This window comes from Nostoc sp. NMS8 (assembly GCF_017115045.1).
Lineage (GTDB): Bacteria > Cyanobacteriota > Cyanobacteriia > Cyanobacteriales > Nostocaceae > Nostoc.
Genome location: NZ_JABXKK010000020.1, coordinates 1 through 18,302, shown reverse-complemented (window position 1 = coordinate 18,302; position 18,302 = coordinate 1). Strand labels below are relative to the sequence as shown.

The 18,302-nt window shown below is 40.6% G+C and carries 11 protein-coding genes; 9 read left to right on the top strand and 2 right to left on the bottom strand.

Annotated elements, in window-relative coordinates; all coding sequences use genetic code 11:
* Window positions 1-432: a hypothetical protein gene (locus HWQ39_RS02245; RefSeq protein ID WP_292840957.1), complete on the bottom strand. Its 432-nt coding sequence runs from the start codon at window positions 430-432 to the stop codon at window positions 1-3.
* 184 nt (window positions 433-616) lie between these two features.
* Here HWQ39_RS02245 and HWQ39_RS02240 point away from each other — a divergent pair, with 184 nt between their 5' ends.
* Both HWQ39_RS02240 and HWQ39_RS02235 read left to right on the top strand, forming a co-directional pair.
* Window positions 617-1,783: a sigma-70 family RNA polymerase sigma factor gene (locus HWQ39_RS02240; protein WP_292840954.1), complete on the top strand. Its 1,167-nt coding sequence runs from the start codon at window positions 617-619 to the stop codon at window positions 1,781-1,783.
* Between the two features lie 214 nt (window positions 1,784-1,997).
* Complete coding sequence (locus tag HWQ39_RS02235) at window positions 1,998-3,164, top strand: DUF1822 family protein (RefSeq protein ID WP_292840951.1); 1,167 nt, start codon at window positions 1,998-2,000, stop codon at window positions 3,162-3,164.
* Between the two features lie 124 nt (window positions 3,165-3,288).
* Here HWQ39_RS02235 and HWQ39_RS02230 read toward each other — a convergent pair whose 3' ends face one another.
* The gene (locus HWQ39_RS02230; protein WP_292840948.1) at window positions 3,289-3,564 is read right to left on the bottom strand and encodes a hypothetical protein; all 276 of its coding nucleotides are present in this window, start codon (window positions 3,562-3,564) and stop codon (window positions 3,289-3,291) included.
* 448 nt (window positions 3,565-4,012) lie between these two features.
* On the opposite strand from HWQ39_RS02230, the gene HWQ39_RS02225 reads away from it, so the two are divergent.
* The 7 genes from HWQ39_RS02225 to devC all read left to right on the top strand — a co-directional run bounded on the left by HWQ39_RS02225 (window position 4,013) and on the right by devC (window position 18,154).
* Window positions 4,013-10,747 (top strand): type I polyketide synthase, encoded by a 6,735-nt coding sequence (locus tag HWQ39_RS02225; RefSeq protein ID WP_292840945.1) that lies wholly within the window; start codon window positions 4,013-4,015, stop codon window positions 10,745-10,747.
* Window positions 10,748-10,793: 46 nt separating this feature from the next.
* The gene (locus HWQ39_RS02220) at window positions 10,794-11,777 is read left to right on the top strand and encodes a 4'-phosphopantetheinyl transferase superfamily protein (RefSeq protein ID WP_292840942.1); all 984 of its coding nucleotides are present in this window, start codon (window positions 10,794-10,796) and stop codon (window positions 11,775-11,777) included.
* Window positions 11,778-11,860: 83 nt separating this feature from the next.
* Entirely contained in the window at window positions 11,861-13,366 is a 1,506-nt protein-coding gene (locus HWQ39_RS02215; protein WP_292840939.1) for an SDR family oxidoreductase, read from the top strand.
* A 68-nt stretch (window positions 13,367-13,434) separates the two neighbouring features.
* Window positions 13,435-14,472, top strand: a complete 1,038-nt coding sequence (locus tag HWQ39_RS02210) for a fatty acid desaturase (RefSeq protein WP_292840936.1) — start codon at window positions 13,435-13,437, stop codon at window positions 14,470-14,472.
* A 125-nt stretch (window positions 14,473-14,597) separates the two neighbouring features.
* Window positions 14,598-15,641 (top strand): acyl-CoA desaturase, encoded by a 1,044-nt coding sequence (locus tag HWQ39_RS02205; RefSeq protein WP_292840933.1) that lies wholly within the window; start codon window positions 14,598-14,600, stop codon window positions 15,639-15,641.
* 168 nt (window positions 15,642-15,809) lie between these two features.
* Complete coding sequence (locus tag HWQ39_RS02200) at window positions 15,810-17,000, top strand: ABC exporter membrane fusion protein (protein ID WP_292840930.1); 1,191 nt, start codon at window positions 15,810-15,812, stop codon at window positions 16,998-17,000.
* Window positions 16,997-18,154, top strand: coding sequence for an ABC transporter permease DevC (gene devC / locus HWQ39_RS02195; RefSeq protein WP_292840927.1), 1,158 nt, complete (start codon window positions 16,997-16,999; stop codon window positions 18,152-18,154). The genes HWQ39_RS02200 and devC overlap by 4 nt, the downstream gene beginning before the upstream one ends.
* Window positions 18,155-18,302 lie beyond the last annotated feature (148 nt).

Genomic DNA, 18,302 nt, shown 5'->3' with positions numbered 1-18,302 from the left:
TCAGTACCTCTGCCATAATCCCCCTGTCAATAGGGTTTGAGACGCGCTAACCCTGCTATTATCTAAAAACTGCGTATAGCCTTGCAACAGTAATTCTTGACGAGCAGATCCCAAGGTTAGGAAGGAATTTGCAAACCCTTTATTATAGTTGGCTGTTGCATATTTATGATTAGTATCTTGGACATTAATACCATAGGTAAGTAATGGTGCAGTTCCCCAATCACAATCACTAGGATGACATTTGCCATACACCTGAATATTTAATTTATTGCTACCACCTGAGGTAATTACTAAACGAGTAATATTAGAAGTATTGGCATCTTTATTTACCCAAGTACCAATAAAGTCAGCAGGTACAGCTAAAGCAGGATTGATTAAAGCAGTAGTTAAAATGCTACTAGCAGCAATAATACTCAAAGAACGTTTCAACATTTTAGTCACACTCTATTATTCGTAATTGTTTTTGTAACTTATTGATAAGTAGACACGATTACTAGTTGGCTAAGTATAAAATATTTCATTGAAGTCGAAATATAATCCTCACACCTTGTAGTAAAGTTTGTGTAGGCGTCCTTTAACGCTTTCAGTCTTTCTATAGGTTGGGTGACAATTTTTTATGCATCCTCGACAAAGCATTATTGAAATTTTTTCAACTTTTGTGCAATTTGACGCCGATCGCTTCAGTGGTTGGGCGACGGAATCAAAGCTACGTCGCAGTATGCAAAGTTGTCTCAACCGCCCGTCTCAAGAAACTTCGGAACATTTTTGGATTTTATACTGGTATAAATTTTGGCTTATATCTGAAACGAAGCTACTGGCTAAACAGCATCTGGCAGCTTACTTGCAAGAATCCTGTTATTGGGCATCCCAAAAAACAGTTAACAGTTTTGCGAGTACTCAGTACAAGCTATCAGACTGTTTTCAGATTGCGATCGCTCAAGTTGATAAAGTCCTCAAAGGATTTAATCCAGATCGAGGCTTTATTTTAAAAAACTACGCTACTGCCCTCTTTAGCAGTGCTATTCGGGAAAATTTACGTCAAAATCGTGAAATTGATATTTGTACAGATTGGGGATTATTACGAAAAATCACTAAAAAATTTTTGGTGGAGTCTTTACAAAATGCAGGTTTGTTGCTAAAGAATATTAACGATTACGTCCTTGCTTGGAACTGTTTCAAAAGTATATATATCCCAACACAAAAAGGTACTTCTCGCCAAATTGCTCAACCAGACAACGAGATTTGGGAGGCGATCGCTAAAGCTTATAATTCACAAAGTGGTCAGCAAGTCAATTCCCAAACCATAGAAAAGTGGCTTTTAACTGCTGCTAAAGCCGCACGCCGCTATCGTTATTTTCCCGTTGACTCTCTCAATATCCCTAAAGGGAGCGATGATTCGTGGGAGTGGCTTGATAATATTCCCGGAACACAACAAGAATCTCTAATTAATGAAATTCTTGTCCAAGAAGAAGAACAAACAAGAAACTTTCAACAAACTGAGATTAACAAAGTTTTAGTGGCTGCGATCGCTCAACTTGAACCGCAAGTACAAGAAATTTTGCAACTTTATTATGCTAAAGAACTAACTCAAGACCAAATTGCCAAACAATTACAAATACAGCAATATACTGTCTCGCGGCGACTAAAAAAAGCCCAAGAAACTTTGTTACGCTTTTTAGCTAATTGGAGTAAAGATAGTTTGCATATTTCCGTTACTTCAGACCTACTCAAGAGTATAAACATACTAATGGAGGAATGGTTGAAAAATTACTATGGTGGATAACTGGGGAGTGGGGACAAGAGGAGTTAAAACCTCGTTCATCCACCTCAAAACCTCGTTAATCTAGCTACTTACAACATTTCATTAATTCGTAGTGAATTCTCTGCGCTCCTTTGCGTTTACCTTTGCGCCCCTTTGCGTTTAAATTTCAACCCTCAATTCGCAACGATTTTACGCAAAGCTGAACTTAGAACCTCAACCCCAATCCCCAATCCCTATGACTACTGTATTTACTTTCACTAACCCAACAGATATGGTTTTGGAAATCCCTACAACTACCCAAAACCAAGCAGATTTACACAGCCAAGCTTTTTCTAATGCTAGTTCTCGTTATCAAGCTTATATTAATCAACTTTGCCTGGGTGCTATCTTACTATGGTTGCAAGAAGACTGGACACCACAGACAAAAGTTTGGCCAACTACCACTGCTTTACCCAGCTTCTGGGAACTGGTTAATGGAATTGCACTCACCCTTGATGAAACAAGATTAGTCTTAGTTCCTAGTGAAGCAATTGATTTGAGTGAATTGCGAGTCCCCCAAGAATGGGTGGATATTCCTAGTTGGGTAGGTGATTATTATTTAGCTGTGCAAGTCGAACCAGATGAAGGCTATGTCAGGGTTTGGGGTTATTGTAGCCATGAAAAACTGAAAACTCAAGGCAGTTATGATGCCAGCGATCGCACTTATTCCCTCGATGCTACTGATATAATCAACGACATCAGCGTTTTAGCTACGGCGCGTCAACTGTGTCCAGAAGAACCCACTCGTAGCCCTATTGGAGAGATTCCGAGCTTATCGCCACAACAGGCAGAAAATTTAATTGCCCGTCTGGGAAACCCGGAAATACTTACACCCCGACAAGAAATCCCTTTTCAACTGTGGGGTGGATTAATTCAACATGGTGGTTGGCGACAAAACTTATATCAACGGCGCCTAGGATTACCAGAACAGTGGTCAGTTCTCCAATGGTTGCAAACAGGTGTTTCTCAAGTTGCTGAGGCTGTTGGTTGGGGAAGCTTTGATTTACAACTCAGTGCTGCCGGGGCGCGGGGTGTGGAAGGCACACAACCAAGTACTATTCTCTCTCGTCGGTTGGCGATCGCAGGTCAAATCTACGAGCTTTTAATTATACCACAAAGTGAGCCAGATGCAACTATTTGGCGTTTTGAATTACGTAATGCCGCGATCGGTGCAGCTATTCCCGGTGGTTTTAAACTCCGCTTACTTACCGAAGATTTACAGCCTTTTCCCAATAACGAAGATGTAGCCACAACGGCTGTAGAACAACTCTACGTAGAAGTTGCGTTAGAAGCAGGAGAAAGCATAGTCTGGGAAATAGAACCTTTTCCCGACAACTATAATTGCGAAATACTCAAGTTTTAAAAAATAATTTAGGCGTTGCATATCTGCGGGATGATTTTGTTGGTTTTGTGAGATAGGCAACATGAGCGTCATTTATGCTTCTCTCCAATCTCTGTGATTAATAGGCGTGAGCTTTGTAAATGACCTAAACCACCGCCAACCAATCGCACACCACAGACGTATACCCGTCTGCTTGGTAAACGCACTCTCGATTTTCACGCTTACTCAACCGACCGACGTAATCAAGTTTCAAATCAATTTTTGCAAGTAACTTCTGTGCGATGCCTTCGGCAACCTGAAGCGGGAACGCCACTGGAGTCAGTTTTTGCGAGACACTGACATTCAAGTAATTCTTGATAACGTGCCGATGCGTTACAGCCAGCGCTTTAAATTCCAGCATCTTTTCATCAGACCCCCGCAACTGAAGTGTCCCTACTTATTGAATAAATTATTCTTTAGAAGTCTCTTATTTGGATACATAAAATAATTATTCTGTAAAGTATGCAAATATTTATTAAGGATTATTTTAATAAATATTTACATATTTAGGTTCAGATTCAAATATTCATAAGTTCCATATAATCCCTGATGTGATTAGCTAGGCAATAAAGCTATTAATATATCCAAGTTTACTATAATTTCAATTTCTGCCGTGCAAGTTTTTCTTAGTGCTATGCCGGATATTTTGTCATGGGCATCGCCTCATCTATTTATTTGGAAAAGAATGATAGTTTTTAGTCAAAGCAAATTTAGAAATCAAGATGATTGTAGTAATCCTTCTTTTGACTAATGATGATGTTGAACAAAACTGTCAGTTTTCAAATACTTGTTTAGATTTTCGATCGGTAAAGCTTTAAAAGGAGTTAGACATGAGCTACATAGCTGTTCCGTATCAGATTCATTTTGAAGACACAATGGCCTATGGTTCTCATCATTATCTGACTAACTTTCGATTTCAGTGTATTGCACGGGAACACTTCTTTTTCGGTGGACTGTTTGATAAAGAAACTTTTCAAGATGTTGTAATTCTAACCCAGCAAGGATACAGCCGGAATATGGCGCCTGTAGGACTGGGTGAGCGTGTAGCTATTCTTCTAACTTTTGATGAGCCAACAAGGTCTACTACTCGATTGTGTTTTCGGGTGATTCGTGAAGATGGAACACCTGTTTGTTGTGGATATCAGGTGCTTGTATTCACTTGCAGAATCACAGGTGAACTGATTCCTATTCCGCCTGTACTAGTTGATTATGTGATGCAAAACTTTGGTCTAATTGAGCGGTTGGTAGATCCGCCATTTGCAGAAAAAGTAGTAGCAGGTGGAAAGGAAATTAAGAAGATTTTCACACCAGAAGTTTGTGAATTAGGTAAACTCATAACCAGTCGGAATCTAGCTAACGATCCTTCGGGAGTGCAGATTGTAGATACTTATGTTTTAAGATTAGATAAAGTCAATATTACAAAAGTAAATCCTTTAGCTCAAAATAAAATAGTCTTCACATTCCCCGGTCAGGGAGCTTATGATTACCAAAATTTACAAACTTTGTATCAGAACTATCCTGCTAAAAGATCGCTCTTTACTAAGGCTGATGAATTAACTCAACGTTACTTGGGTTATTCCTTTTTAACATTGATCCAAGCTCAGTCCAATGATGAACATGAGTTTTTGCTGCAACAATGTCCAGACCTCGATCAAATAGGCATTTTATTGACAAATATCATCATTGCCGAACTTTTGATTGAGCAAGGACTGCACCCAGATATTTTGGTCGGCCATAGCTTTGGAGAATTAACCGCCTTGACGATTGGCGGTGTTTTTAACTTTGAGACAAGCGTCGAAATCGTATGCCAACGGATACAAGTTCTACGTAATTTTGCCAGCAATATTGGTGGTATGATGGCGATCGCCTGCGGTGCGGAACGGTTAACGGAACTTTTTAACGCCATTCAGAAAACTGCTTTAACAGTAGCGGTGATCAACCATCCACAGCAAATTGTCTTGTCTGGAATCCATACAGAACTCCAGCAGGTTGAATCTGAGCTAGTTCGCCAAGGTATTGCTTGCACTTTTCTCAAAAGCCGATACCCTTTCCACTCAGATTTATTAACTCCAGCAGTTGAATCTTTCCGCTCAAGTTTACAGCACTTCTCGTTTCAAGCACCAAAAATCCCAGTATATTCACCCATAAATAAAGCTTTTTACACTGTAAATACTGATTTCCCCCAAACTCTAGCTGCACATTTCATCCAAGTCGTTAACTTCTCTCAAGCTGTGAAAGTACTCCAGCAACAAGGCGTCCATTCGTTTATCGAGTGCGGTGCAAGCAGAGTATTGACAAAGTTAGTGCAAAAGAACTTGCCATCTGAGTCAGAAGCGATCGCCCAGTCTGTGATGTCTCCCGATCAAAATATAATTCAAGGATTGCAGCACATTCTACAGGCATATTCTGGGCAGTTATCTCATCCACAGCCTACACCAGAAGTTAATGAAAAACTCAGTCCCGTTGTGGATGAAGCTTTTGGGTATGGAGAATGGGAAATGGAGCATGGGGAAGTAACGACTTTTAGCTCCACAGCATTATCATCAAACTCAGACACTCTTGTTACTAACGTTCCCATTGCTATTGTTTCTATGGGTTGTTTGCTACCTGGAGCAGATAGCCCGGAAGAATACTGGCGAAATATTCAAGATGGAGTCAGCGGAATTGTCGATTTAAGCCTCATCGATCCCTTCTTAAGAGCAGACTTTATGTCTGATGGATCTGTTATTGCTGAGAAAACCTACACTTTACTCAGTGGCAGAATCAATCAGGTGGAATATGAAAAAGGTATACCGTATAGCCTGGAAGAATTCAACAAGTTGACAAGAGGGCAGCAGCTACTTGCCAAAGCATTAGCTCAGTGTCTCAATCCCATTCATCAGCAAGTATCTACTACCAAAAAAGTGCATTGTCTCCTTGGCTCTACGGCTGACGGCATCAAAGAGTACGATGAAGCTCTGTTTGCTGAAAGCTTAAAGTACTTCGTTGAGCAACTCGACGAACCAGAGCAGTTGCGTGCGGCTTTTACCAATTCCCTACAAACCCTGCTAGGTCGTAAAAGCAGAGAACACGAATTTCTCGCACCTGACCTCTGTTACAAGCGTGTAGTCCAGAAATTTTTAGGTAATCATGTAAAAACCTTACTCTTAGATGCAGCCTGTGCTTCTTCCCTTTACACCATTGATGTCGGAATCAAACTACTACAAAACCATGAAAGCGACCTAGTACTATCGGGGGGTGTATTCGCACCGGGAGTAGCAATGAACTGTCTATTTGCTCAGTTCAAAGGTCTTTCTGCCACAGGTAGCCGTCCCTTCGATGCTACCGCAGATGGAGTAGTTTTCAGCGAAGGAGCTGCTATCTTAGCACTCAAACGCTTACCTGATGCGATCGCTGCTGGAGACCACATCCACGGCATCATCCGGGGTGTTGGTACATCAAGTGATGGTAAGAGTGCTGCTGTGAATGTACCCACTAAAGTCGGTCAAGTTTTAGCATGTCAGCGAGCTTGTGAGAACGCCCAGATAAATCCGAATACGATTCAGTACATTGAAGCCCATGCAACCGCTACACCAGTTGGCGATGGTACAGAGTTTAAGTCGCTGTCTGAAGTGTTCGACAAACGAGAAGCAAATTTACCGCCAATTTATTTAGGTAGTGTCAAAGCTTTGATTGGTCATACTGGTTGGGTAGCTGGAACAGCTTCGATTATCAAAGTTTGCCAAGCTTTAAAAGCCCAAACTATTCCACCTCAGTATAACTACCAATCACCCAATAAAGATATTGAACTTCAAGGTTCCTCCTTAGCCATCCCGACAACAGCACTGCCATGGCCAAATAACATTGCTGGACAGCCCCGCCGTGCAGCAGTAAATGGCTTTGGCTTTGGAGGTACTAACGCCAACTTAATTATTGAAGCTTATGATGCTAGTTACCATCAGCAGTTTTGTCAAAGTTATAGACCGAATACTCATTCTGTACGTAGGCCACTAGCCTTAGTAGGAATTGGCACTTTATTTCCGTCATTAAAGGGGCTACAAGAAAATTCAGTCCCGGATGTTCAAGTCAAGGGGTTTGCGCGAGAGGCACTGCAATTGCCAGTCAAGCGACGGCTATTGCCTGATGTGACAGATCGCATGGATGCCAGTCAGTATCTCAGTGTGATGGCGACTGAAAAAGCACTCCGAGGTCTGGGAGAAAAAGCATTAGCTCTGCAAAGTAAAACCGGAGTTGTAATTGGGATGCCTGGGAAAACTGGTCGAGGCATTACCGCCAACGAGCGTCTGTTTCTAGATCGGCTGCGGAGGCTTTTACAGTCCAAGCCTGCACATTTCTCACAATCAGATATTGATTTTGAGCGTCTTTGTCAAAAGCTATTTACTGCCATCGAGCAAGCCAATCTCCCCTCATCTCCATATACCTTGATTGGTTCAATGCCTAATATTACTGCTGGTCAAGTGTGTAACCTGTTTAATTTCAACGGGCCTAACATAGTCATTGATGCAGGCATTGATTCCTTACTAGAAGCCTTACGTATCGCAGAGTTGATGCTGATGAGTAACGACTGTGACCTCATTTTAGCTGGCAGCATCAATGGCTATGTTGGTCATGGGGCACATACTTCAGGTGGTAAGGATATGCTTACAGGAGAAGCAGCCTGTATGTTAGCACTAACGACAATTGAGATAGCACAGTCTCACGGATTCCCCATTTTATCTACCTTGGATGTGAATACATCTGGAATTCAGAAATCTATTGTTGAAGTAGCGGGGTCAACCATTCCCATAGATTTTTACGGAGCTACTGGGGTTGTGGAAATTGCACGAGCTGTAGAGCGTGTTAGTCAAAACCGTGAGGTAGTTGCAGTTCAGTGGAATTCCGCAAGTCAGGGACAAATAACTTTCTCGCCTTTCCCTGCTCCTGAACAAACCTCAAACGAACAATATTTAGGGACACAGGATATTAATTCTCAAACTTTATATCAAACGCCCACCCATTTCTATACGCCCTCTCTGTTTCCAGCTGCTGTGGAAAAAATCGATGTGCCGCTTCCCCTGCAAAAAAGGCAAATTTTATTCTTAACAGACCAGCCTGACTTGTGGACAGCATTAGCTCAAACTCAGATGCTAAAGGATTTGAACTACATAGTTGCCTGTCCGGTCAACAAAGCGATTGCAGGTGCTATCCAAATCGATCTGACATCTGAGGATGCCATCAAAACTACAGTTCAACAACTAGATTTTAGCCGCTACGACACGATTGTGGCGATTAAAAACCTTGATGCCATCAGTGATGAGCAATTGCTCTCAATAGATGATTCGGACTCCTTGCTTAACCTACTGTTTGCGGTTGTCCGCCACTCTTACCCCCAGCTACAAACTGGAAATACTGCCCTGGCGACACTGTGCCTGAACGCCTGGAAAACCGAACAACTTAGCCCCTACACTGGTCTGCTAGGTGGTTTTATCAAATCAGTTGCTCGGGAACTGCCAAAATGTATTTGCAAGAGTATTAACACGGATGCGGCAAGTATCATAGATGCTTGGCAACAGCTAGATACAGAGTTAAACTCTCAACCAGGTAAGCCGGTAGAAGTATCTTACATCCAAGGCGATCGCCAAATTTTCAAACTGGTGTCTCTACCGAAAGTAACTAAAGACCAGACTCCGGTTCTCAACAAAAATTCTGTTGTCATCACTACAGGCGGTGGACGGGGTGTAACAGCAGTTTTAATGGAAGAAGTACTGCAACGCTTTGGCTGCACCGTTTTGTTATTGGGTCGTACTGACCTCAAATCTGTGCCTACCGAGGTTTTGGAACTAGATGAAGCTGACTTTGCCCAGTATGAGAGTCAATTTTACCAAGAACAATTGATGCGCGATGCCTACGGCGGGCTACGCCTACGCTCGCAAAAAATGCCAGCACTCAAAGCCCAGATAGAGTATTATCAGGCCGCCCGCGAACTTCATCATACCCTCAAACATCTGTCAGGATTGCCCGGTCGGTTTGAATATATCAATGTCAATATCACTGATGTGGAAGCTGTAAATCAGGTAGTAGCAAAAGTAGTCAAAACTTATGGACGAATTGACCTCGTAGTTCATGGGGCTGGCATTCAAACATCTAAACTATTGCCCAAGCGTACATTTACTGAATTTCAACGGATTCTTGCTACAAAACTTTCTGGTTTGAAAAATCTGTACAATGCTTGTCGTCAGTATGCTCCAAATAACAAAGTTCACTTCCATTTATTGACCTCTGCATTTAGCTACATTGGTAACGATGGTCAACCAGACTATGGGGCTGCTAATGAATTTATGAATCGCTTTGCAGCCTACATGGATAGTTCTGTTCTGGCTGGTAGTTGGTCAACTATCGCTTGGCTGGGTTGGGCAGGTATTGGTATGACCCGTGGTTCGGAATATGCTGTGCTGTCTCAAGAACGAGGACTTCATGCAATCCAGGCTGAAGAAGGACAACAACTTTTTTCTCTGCTACTGAATGGACAAGCTACTGCACCTATCAATGTGCTATTAACTGAGGGCGAGAAAAACTACTATCAAATTGATGTAGTTACAGCCGAAAATAATCTATCTCCAACCTCTAACAATTGTTTTGCAAAAATTGAAAATAAGCTAGCGAATGAAACAGAGAAAAATATTTTAATTCCCCATCAAGAGCAGGTTGTAAACAGTCAGAAATTTACCGATGAACGGCAGTGGTATGTGAGCATTGAAACCGCTCCTTATCTGTTAGACCATCTTGTAAATGATGTTCCCACCATGCCAGCAACATTTGAACAAGAGTTAGCAGCACAAGCAGCACAAGCACTTAGACCAAACCTGCAACTAATTGCCATTGAAAACAGTAAATTTTCGAGATTTATCAAATTTTTCAACGAGCAAGAAATCTTACTCAAAACCCAGGCAATTATTGTTACAGAAAACAATCATGAAACTGTCATCCACGTCAAGTTACTATCAGATTTTATTCACAAGAATGGAACTTTATTACAAAAAGATTGTGTTCATTGTGAAATGGATATACAGCTAGCTGCAAATACCCAACCGATAGTAGGTCGTTATGGTACCTGGAACGGGTTTGAGGGAGAGATGATTCAAGAGCCGTATATGAACCCTAGCTCTCCCGTGAGGCTCAAAGGTATGTTTGATTGTATTAACAATATTGTGATTGGAGCTAATCGCAGACGGGCTAAGTTCCGATTAAAGAATACAACTCAACTACGTTTAACATCTGATTTTTGCACACCTGCAATTTTAATTGATGCGATGTTGCGAGTAGCAACCAGCAGCGGCGACACTAACGATCCCAGAGCAGTCTTTGTACCTCAAGGATGGAAAAAAATTACTCTGACACCGAATTTGAATGATTGGAAACTCAATCAACTGCATCAAGATTTATTTCTTGTTGGTTCTAACTCTCACAAGACTGGGGAGACGCTTTATTGCGATTGGCTGCAAGTGATGGATGCAAGCGATCGCGTTCTGGTTTTGATGGAGGAAGCGATCGGTTTGCAAAAAAGTACACAACTGGCTCGACTATAAAAATCAAACCTGAAATCAAGATGATGCCTTTGTAAAAAACTCACTCATGCCACCATCAACTACTTACTTACCTGAATTCGCTAAATGTCTTCCGATGATTGCTGCCATAGACATTGATATCGGTGCTGATTTAGCTATCCATGCTGAAGACTATTTATCCCCAAAAGAACTAGCTCATTTTCATCAATTTAAGCATTCAAGGCGGCGTCATGAGTGGTTCACTGCCAGACTTGTGTGCAAATTATTATTTAGCCGCTATCTGAGCAATACTCACCTTGCAAACTCCAACTTTGTTTGGCCGCCAACCATCCAGAAATTTGGATGCAATGATATTGCGACAGTGTTACCGCTTGTGTATCGCTCTATTGAAGTATTACCGTCTAACCCTAGCTTAAAAGGAGCGTCACAGTTATTCTGGCAAGGCAATATTCTTTGCACAGTATATCTTTCCATTACTCATGCTGGTGGTTGGGCGATCGCTAGCCTTAGTTGTTCTGGGCCTGTCGGCTTAGATGTGGAGGAGCCTATTTTTCGCCGCCCAGATTTTTACGAATCCTATTTCTCGAAACAGGAAATACTATGGGTGCAGGAGCAAATAAAGGATGACTTAAGCATTTCTCAGCTATATACACTCCTGTGGACGCTCAAAGAGTCATACCTGAAAACAGGTAGATCGCCAATAAATAACATTTGCGATTTCTGTAACTTAGAAGTAAAGATTTATCCGTCTTTATTTACTATCTCAAAACATTTGCCAGAGAGAGAATTTAATTCCCAACTACACATTTTAAAACTTCAGTTTAGTTATGCAAAATCTACCTTTGCTCCCCATGCTGCATTCAGCATCATGCCAAATCTAGTATTAAGCATGGTGGCTTTTGATTTCGATCCTCAGCTAGGAGATGTTTTAAAAGTATTTGGCGAAGATAATTCGCTACTACATAAACAAATTCACCTCCATAAACTAACACAAAATGAAGGGTCTTTAACCCACGGAGATAGATTTTATCGGTATAGCCCCAACTTCTAGTCGCCAGGGTTAGTAATGGATAAAATCGACAGTTAATTAAATACCTCACTTCATAAATACATTCAACTACTAGGGGAATTATCATGTTGATCCAAAATCTTCAGTCATCACCTACTAACTCCGATTTAACATCTGTATTGACTAATGTGCAACGTGTTTTTGCTGAAGTTACTCGTTATCCACTGGAAATTTTAGAAGCACAGGCTTCTTTAGAAGAAGATTTAGGTATTGATTCCGTCAAACTCGGAGAAGTATTTTCTGTCCTTAGAGAACACTACAAATTACCATCATTGACTCAGTTGAATATTTCTCAACAACAACTACTCACTATCTCTGATGTTGCTGTTGCCATTAGCCAGTTTGTTGTACCTGCTTTGAGCGAATCTGCATCAACTCCTAATCATCTGTTAGAGCCAATTTCATCACCTACTACCTCCGATTTAACATCTGTATTGACTAATGTGCAACGTGTCTTTGCTGAAGTTACTCGTTATCCACTGGAAATTTTAGAAGCACAGGCTTCTTTAGAAGAAGATTTAGGTATTGATTCCGTCAAACTCGGAGAAGTATTTTCTGTCCTTAGAGAACACTACAAATTACCATCATTGACTCAGTTGAATATTTCTCAACAACAACTACTCACTATCTCTGATGTTGCTGTTGCCATTAGCCAGTTTGTTGTACCTGCTTCTCCTAGCAGCAACGATTTTCCTGTGAAAGTTGAATTGTCTTTACCCCAACTTAATGGCAATGGAAAAACTGCACAATCACCCTTATCTGTTGTTAATGAACAAGTAAAATCATTAACATCATCGCCATATCATGAAAATAACAAACCATTAGCTCACAAAATTGCCTTAATCACTGGTTCTGGAAGAGGTTTGGGTAAAGTTATTGCTCACCATCTAGCTGAATTGGGTGCGACTGTTATTGTTAATTCTTTTCACTCCACTGCAATGGGAGAAGAAACTGCGGCTGAGATTATAGCCAATGGTGGTAAGGCTATTCATATTTGGGGATCTGTGGCTAACGAAACACAACTTCATCAACTTTTTGACAAAATTGAGGCTGAATTTGGCAAACTTGACTTTTTTATCAGCAATGCTTCTAACGGAATGCTTGCTCCCTTAGAAGAGATTAAAGTAGAACATTTAGAAAAAGCATTTCATACGAATGTAATTGGACTTCACCAGGGAGCGCTACGTGCTGCTAAGTTGATGAAGAAGCAAGGAGGTGGAAAAATTATTACTCTTTCTACAAATGCGGCTCATCGTTACATTCCTTATTTTGGCTGTATGGCTACTATTAAAGCTGCGGTAGAGGCATTAACGCGATATCTCGCTATGGAATTCGAGCCATATAACATACAAGTTAACTGTATTAGTTCTGGTCCCGTATACGGTGAACTAATTAATAAATGGCCTGAGAGTGAGAAGCTAATTCCTTATTGGGAATCTATTTCACTCGGTAACAAACTTTGTATGCCCGAAGATGTTGCTGATATGGTTTCCTATCTTTTGCGAGAAGAAGTTAAACGCATCAATGGTAGTATTCTTCTCATTGACGCTGGGCAATCTATCCACATGTAATTCAGGCATTTAATTAAGTCAAATTCAAACTCAAGATAGTAACTTTTTAATTACATAGGAGCCACAATATGGAATTACATCTGATTAGAAATAAGGTTCGAGAATCCTTAAGCAGTGATGTCTTTCAACTTCAACCCATGAGAGGTATAGTTGCTATTGTCTTGATACCTGTTCTCATAGGTTTTTCCTGGTTGATTATCCATTATTCTCCACCTTGGTATTTATGTCTGCTGATATCAATTATTATTGGTCAAATATATTTAATCTGGGATTTCATTGGACACGAGGCACTACATGGTTCGATTTTTCAATCAAGTTTTGGTCAGTATTTCCTTGGTTATCTGGGATATACATCATTTTTAATATCACCATTAACATGGAAATTTTGGCATTGTCAGTGTCATCATGGATACACTAATTTTGTCGAACGAGATCCCGATTTTGTTGGAACAATTGAGGCATTTTCTAAAAGTCCTATAACTCGTTTGAGAGCCATGTTTAATCCAGGGATACAAAACTGGATAAGCTACATCGGCTTTTTTTTTGGTTTGACACTTCAAGGACAATACGTGCTTTGGTTTTACGAGAAAGATTCAGATTTGGCACGTAAATTTGGATTCAATCGATTGAGAGCCAAGATTGAAACTATTTTGATGATTTTATTTTGGTTTTTTCTTGGTGTTATCATTGGCGCTCAAGCAAGTCTTTATATCATCATTTTGCCGATGGCAATAGCAAACTTTTCTCATGTGACATACATTGTCACACAACATTTTTTACGCCCTACCAACTCCGATGTAAATAACCCACTGCGGAACACAATCAGCGTCACGACACATCCGATAATCGATTTTATTCATCTTAATGGTGGTTATCACGTAGAACATCATCTTTTTCCTAGTATGAGTCCAAGATTTGCTCCCCTAGTTAGTCAAGTTTTACGCGAACATTTTGCTGATGAATATGTTTTCCTTCCTTACTTCAAAGTCCTATTGTCAGCAATAAAAACTCCTCGGATATATTTTGATTCGGAAACTTTGGTAAATCCTTCTTCTGGGGAAAAAACACAAATTTCAGATGTTATAGCATGGATGACAGAGAAGTAAATGGTTCTCTGTTGAGATAATCATTTTTTTGTAGAGACGGCGATTTATCGCGTCTCTTGCCTTAACCGAACCGTATTGGTATCTGTTAACAATTAACAATTTTTTGATTGAATAAAAATAAGAAGATGGAATTACACGCAATTAGAATTAAGCTTAGAGAATCATTGCCAAGCGATGTATTTAAGCCCCAGCCAATGAGGGGTATCGCTGCTATTTTGTTGATACCTATTGTCATAGTTTGTTCTGGTATTATTATCCAGTATTCTCTACCTTGGTATGTTTACTTGTTGTTATCTATTGTCATTGGACAAATATATACAATCTGGGGTTTTATCGCCCATGAAGCACTACATGGAGCAATTTTTCAATCCAATTTTGGGCAATATTTTCTCGGCTATTTGGGATATATTCCATTTCTCATATCACCATTAACATGGAAATTTTGGCATTGTCAGTGCCATCATGGATATACTAATTTTGGGGAACGAGATCCTGATTTTGTCGGGACAATTGAAGAGTTCTCCAAAAGTCCTGTAACTCGGTTGAGAGCTATGTTTACTCCGGGTACACATAACTGGCTCAGTTACATTGGCTTTTTTTGTTTATTCACCCTTGAGGGACAATATGTACTCTGGTTTTACAAGACAGATTCAGATTTAGCAGATAAATTTGGCTTCCAGCGATTGAGAGCGAAAATTGAAACTATCTTGATGATTTTATTTTGGATTTTACTTGGAATCATGATTGGCGATCGCGCAAGTCTTTATATTATCGTCTTGCCGATGTTATTGGGAAACTTTATTTATGTGTCGTACATTCTTACACAACATTTATTACGTCCGACTAACTCTGATGTAAATCATCCATTGCAAAATACAATTAGTGTCACAATTAATCCAGTATTAGCTTTTTTGCATCTTAATTTTGGCTACCATGTTGAGCATCATCTTTTTCCCAGTATGAGTCACCAGTTTGCACCTCTAGTTAGTCAAGCTTTACGCCAAAATTTTGGAAATGAATATGTTTCACTTCCTTACTTAACAGCACTTTCATTAATTATAAAAACACCTCGGATACATTTTGATTCGGAAACTTTGATAGTTCCTTCTTCTGGGCAGAAAGTAAAGCTTTCAGAGATATTATCTGAGGTTGGGCAACAAGCAGCATAGCCTACGACTGAGATGGAAAGTTTTGTAGTTTAATTACTTGAAAAGCTCTGTAAGAGAGCGTTTTCAAGGTGATATGTAATCTTTAGTTGGTAAATTGTCGGATTAATCAGGCTAGAATGTTGTTTTTTCGTGAGCGTAGGTGAACAAACTCACTTCTAAAAGGTAATAATGAAGGCTTTTGAAAAATCCTCTAAATTTACGTGGACATATATAGCGATCGCAATTCTCGCTTTAATCGCCAGCATTACTAGCCTCAGGATTATTTCCAACATTTTACACTTAAAGCCTAATCTCGAATCATCATCTGTTCCCCTAGCTACAGATCCCCCAATCAAGGCAGTTACAGCCTTAGGACGACTGGAACCAAAAGGAGAAGTTATTCAGCTAACTGCTTCGAGTCAAGGTAGCCGAATCGATCAATTATTAGTGAAGCAAGGAGACTGGGTACAAAAGAAACAGGTAATCGCTATTTTGGATTCACGTCCTCGTCTCCAAGCTGCTGTAGAGCAAGCAATGCAACGAGTAGCAGTTACCCAAGCCCAATTGGATCAAGTTAGAACTGGTGCCAAAATTGGTGAAATTCAGGCTCAAAAGGCAGTGATTGCAAGACTTGAAGTGCAGCTACGTGAAGATACCGCAGCGAAAAAAGCAACTGTTACACGTCTAGAGGCGGAGGCTGAAAATGCCCAACTCGAATATCAACGTTACCAGTTGCTTTATGAAGATGGTGCTGTCTCTGCTTCGTTGCGTGATAGCAAACGCTTGATTATTCAGACTGTTATTCAACAACTGAAGGAAGCTAAAATCAATTTTTACCAAACTACTGCCATATTCACTCAACAAGTCAAAGAAGCTCAAGCTACACTCGATCGCATTGCTGAAGTCCGTCCGATAGATGTCCGAGTAGCGCAAACCGAGGTTAACAACGCTAAGGCTATAGTAAAACAGGCTCAGGCAGAGTTGGATCTCGCCTATGTACGGGCATCTAGATCAGGACAGATTTTGAAGATCCACACATGGGAAGGCGAGATTGTTGATAGCAATAAAGGTATTGTCTCACTGGGACAAACCAACCAAATGTATGCGATCGCCGAAGTCTATGAAAGCGATTTGCCAAAAGTCCACAAAGGTCAGCAAGCCACAATTACTAATGTCAGCGGTGGTTCTCTAACTGAAACATTACGAGGTGTGGTGGACGAACTAGGATTGGAAGTTGCGAAAAAAGATGTTTTGAATACCGATCCGGCTGCCAATATTGATTCTCGTGTTGTTGAAGTGAAAATTCGCTTAAGTCCAACAGATAGTCAGAAGGTAGCTGGGTTTACGAATATGAAGGTCAAGGTAGCTATCTTTTTATGAGACGACGAATTCCTTTAGCTTGGCTGCAATTATCGAGAGAGAAAGCGAGGATGCTGGTGGCGATCGCTGGTATTACTTTTGCTGATGTCCTCATGTTTTTACAGTTGGGATTTCGCAGTGCTTTATTTGAAGGTGCGGTAGAGATTCAAACTAGTTTAAAAGGTGATGTTTTTTTAATTAGCGATCGCTACAGATCGTTAATTTCTAGAGATAAATTTACAGAACGGCGTTTATATCAGGCACTTGGCTACACGGGTGTGCGAGCAGTTATTCCCATTTATTTGGACTACGTTCAGTGGAAGAATCCAGTCAATAAGCAGATTTGGAATATGTTTATCATTGGCTTTAACCCAGATGGCAATGTGATGAAGCTACCTTCTGTAGAGGCCAATCTAGACAAGCTGAAATTTCCTGATACTGTCATGTTTGATAAAGGGGCGCGGAAAGAATTTGGGCCAATTCCTCAAATGTTCCAACAAACTGGGTCCTTCAAAACTGAGATCGAAAATCGTGAGGTAGAAGTAGTTGGCTTATTTGAGCTAGGTACATCTTTTGGAGTTAACGGTCATTTGATTACCAGCGATCTCAACTTCCTACGTCTATTTGGTCGACGGCGAGAAAAAGGTCTGATTGAGTTAGGTGTGATTCAATTAGAACCAGGAGCTAATTTAACACAGGTGATGAAAAATTTGAAGGCAGGACTGCCAGACGATGTACGAGTGCTGTCAAAGCAGGAGTTCATCGAACGAGAGCAGGGTTTTTGGAATGCGAGTACACCTGTGGGCTATGTTTTCGATCTAGGTGCTGTAATTGGTTTTATCGTCGGTGCGGTGATTGTCTACCAGATTCTCTACAGCGATGTATCTGACCATTTATCAGAGTATGCTACCCTCAAAGCGATCGGCTTTGATAATAATTATCTCCTTTCTGTAGTCTTTCAAGAAGCATTAATCCTGGCAGCAATGGGCTTTTTCCCTGGTTTGGTGCTTTCTCTTGGTTTTTATCAAATAACTCGTCAAGCTACATTATTGCCGATGGCAATGACGATCGGACGTGCTGCTTTTGTATTGGCTTTGACAGCAACAATGTGTTGCGTTTCAGCAGCATTCTCGATTCGCAAACTCCAAACTGCCGATCCATCCGATATTTTTTAATCAGTCTATAGCGGGTGTGGTCAAAAGCAGTCGGTGGATAAGCGATCGCTTAATATATGAAGCTAAGTGATAATAATAATCAATTGCTGGTATCAATACTTCGGACAAAATTAAGCAGCAATAACGCCATAAGAGCGTAGGTTTTGAT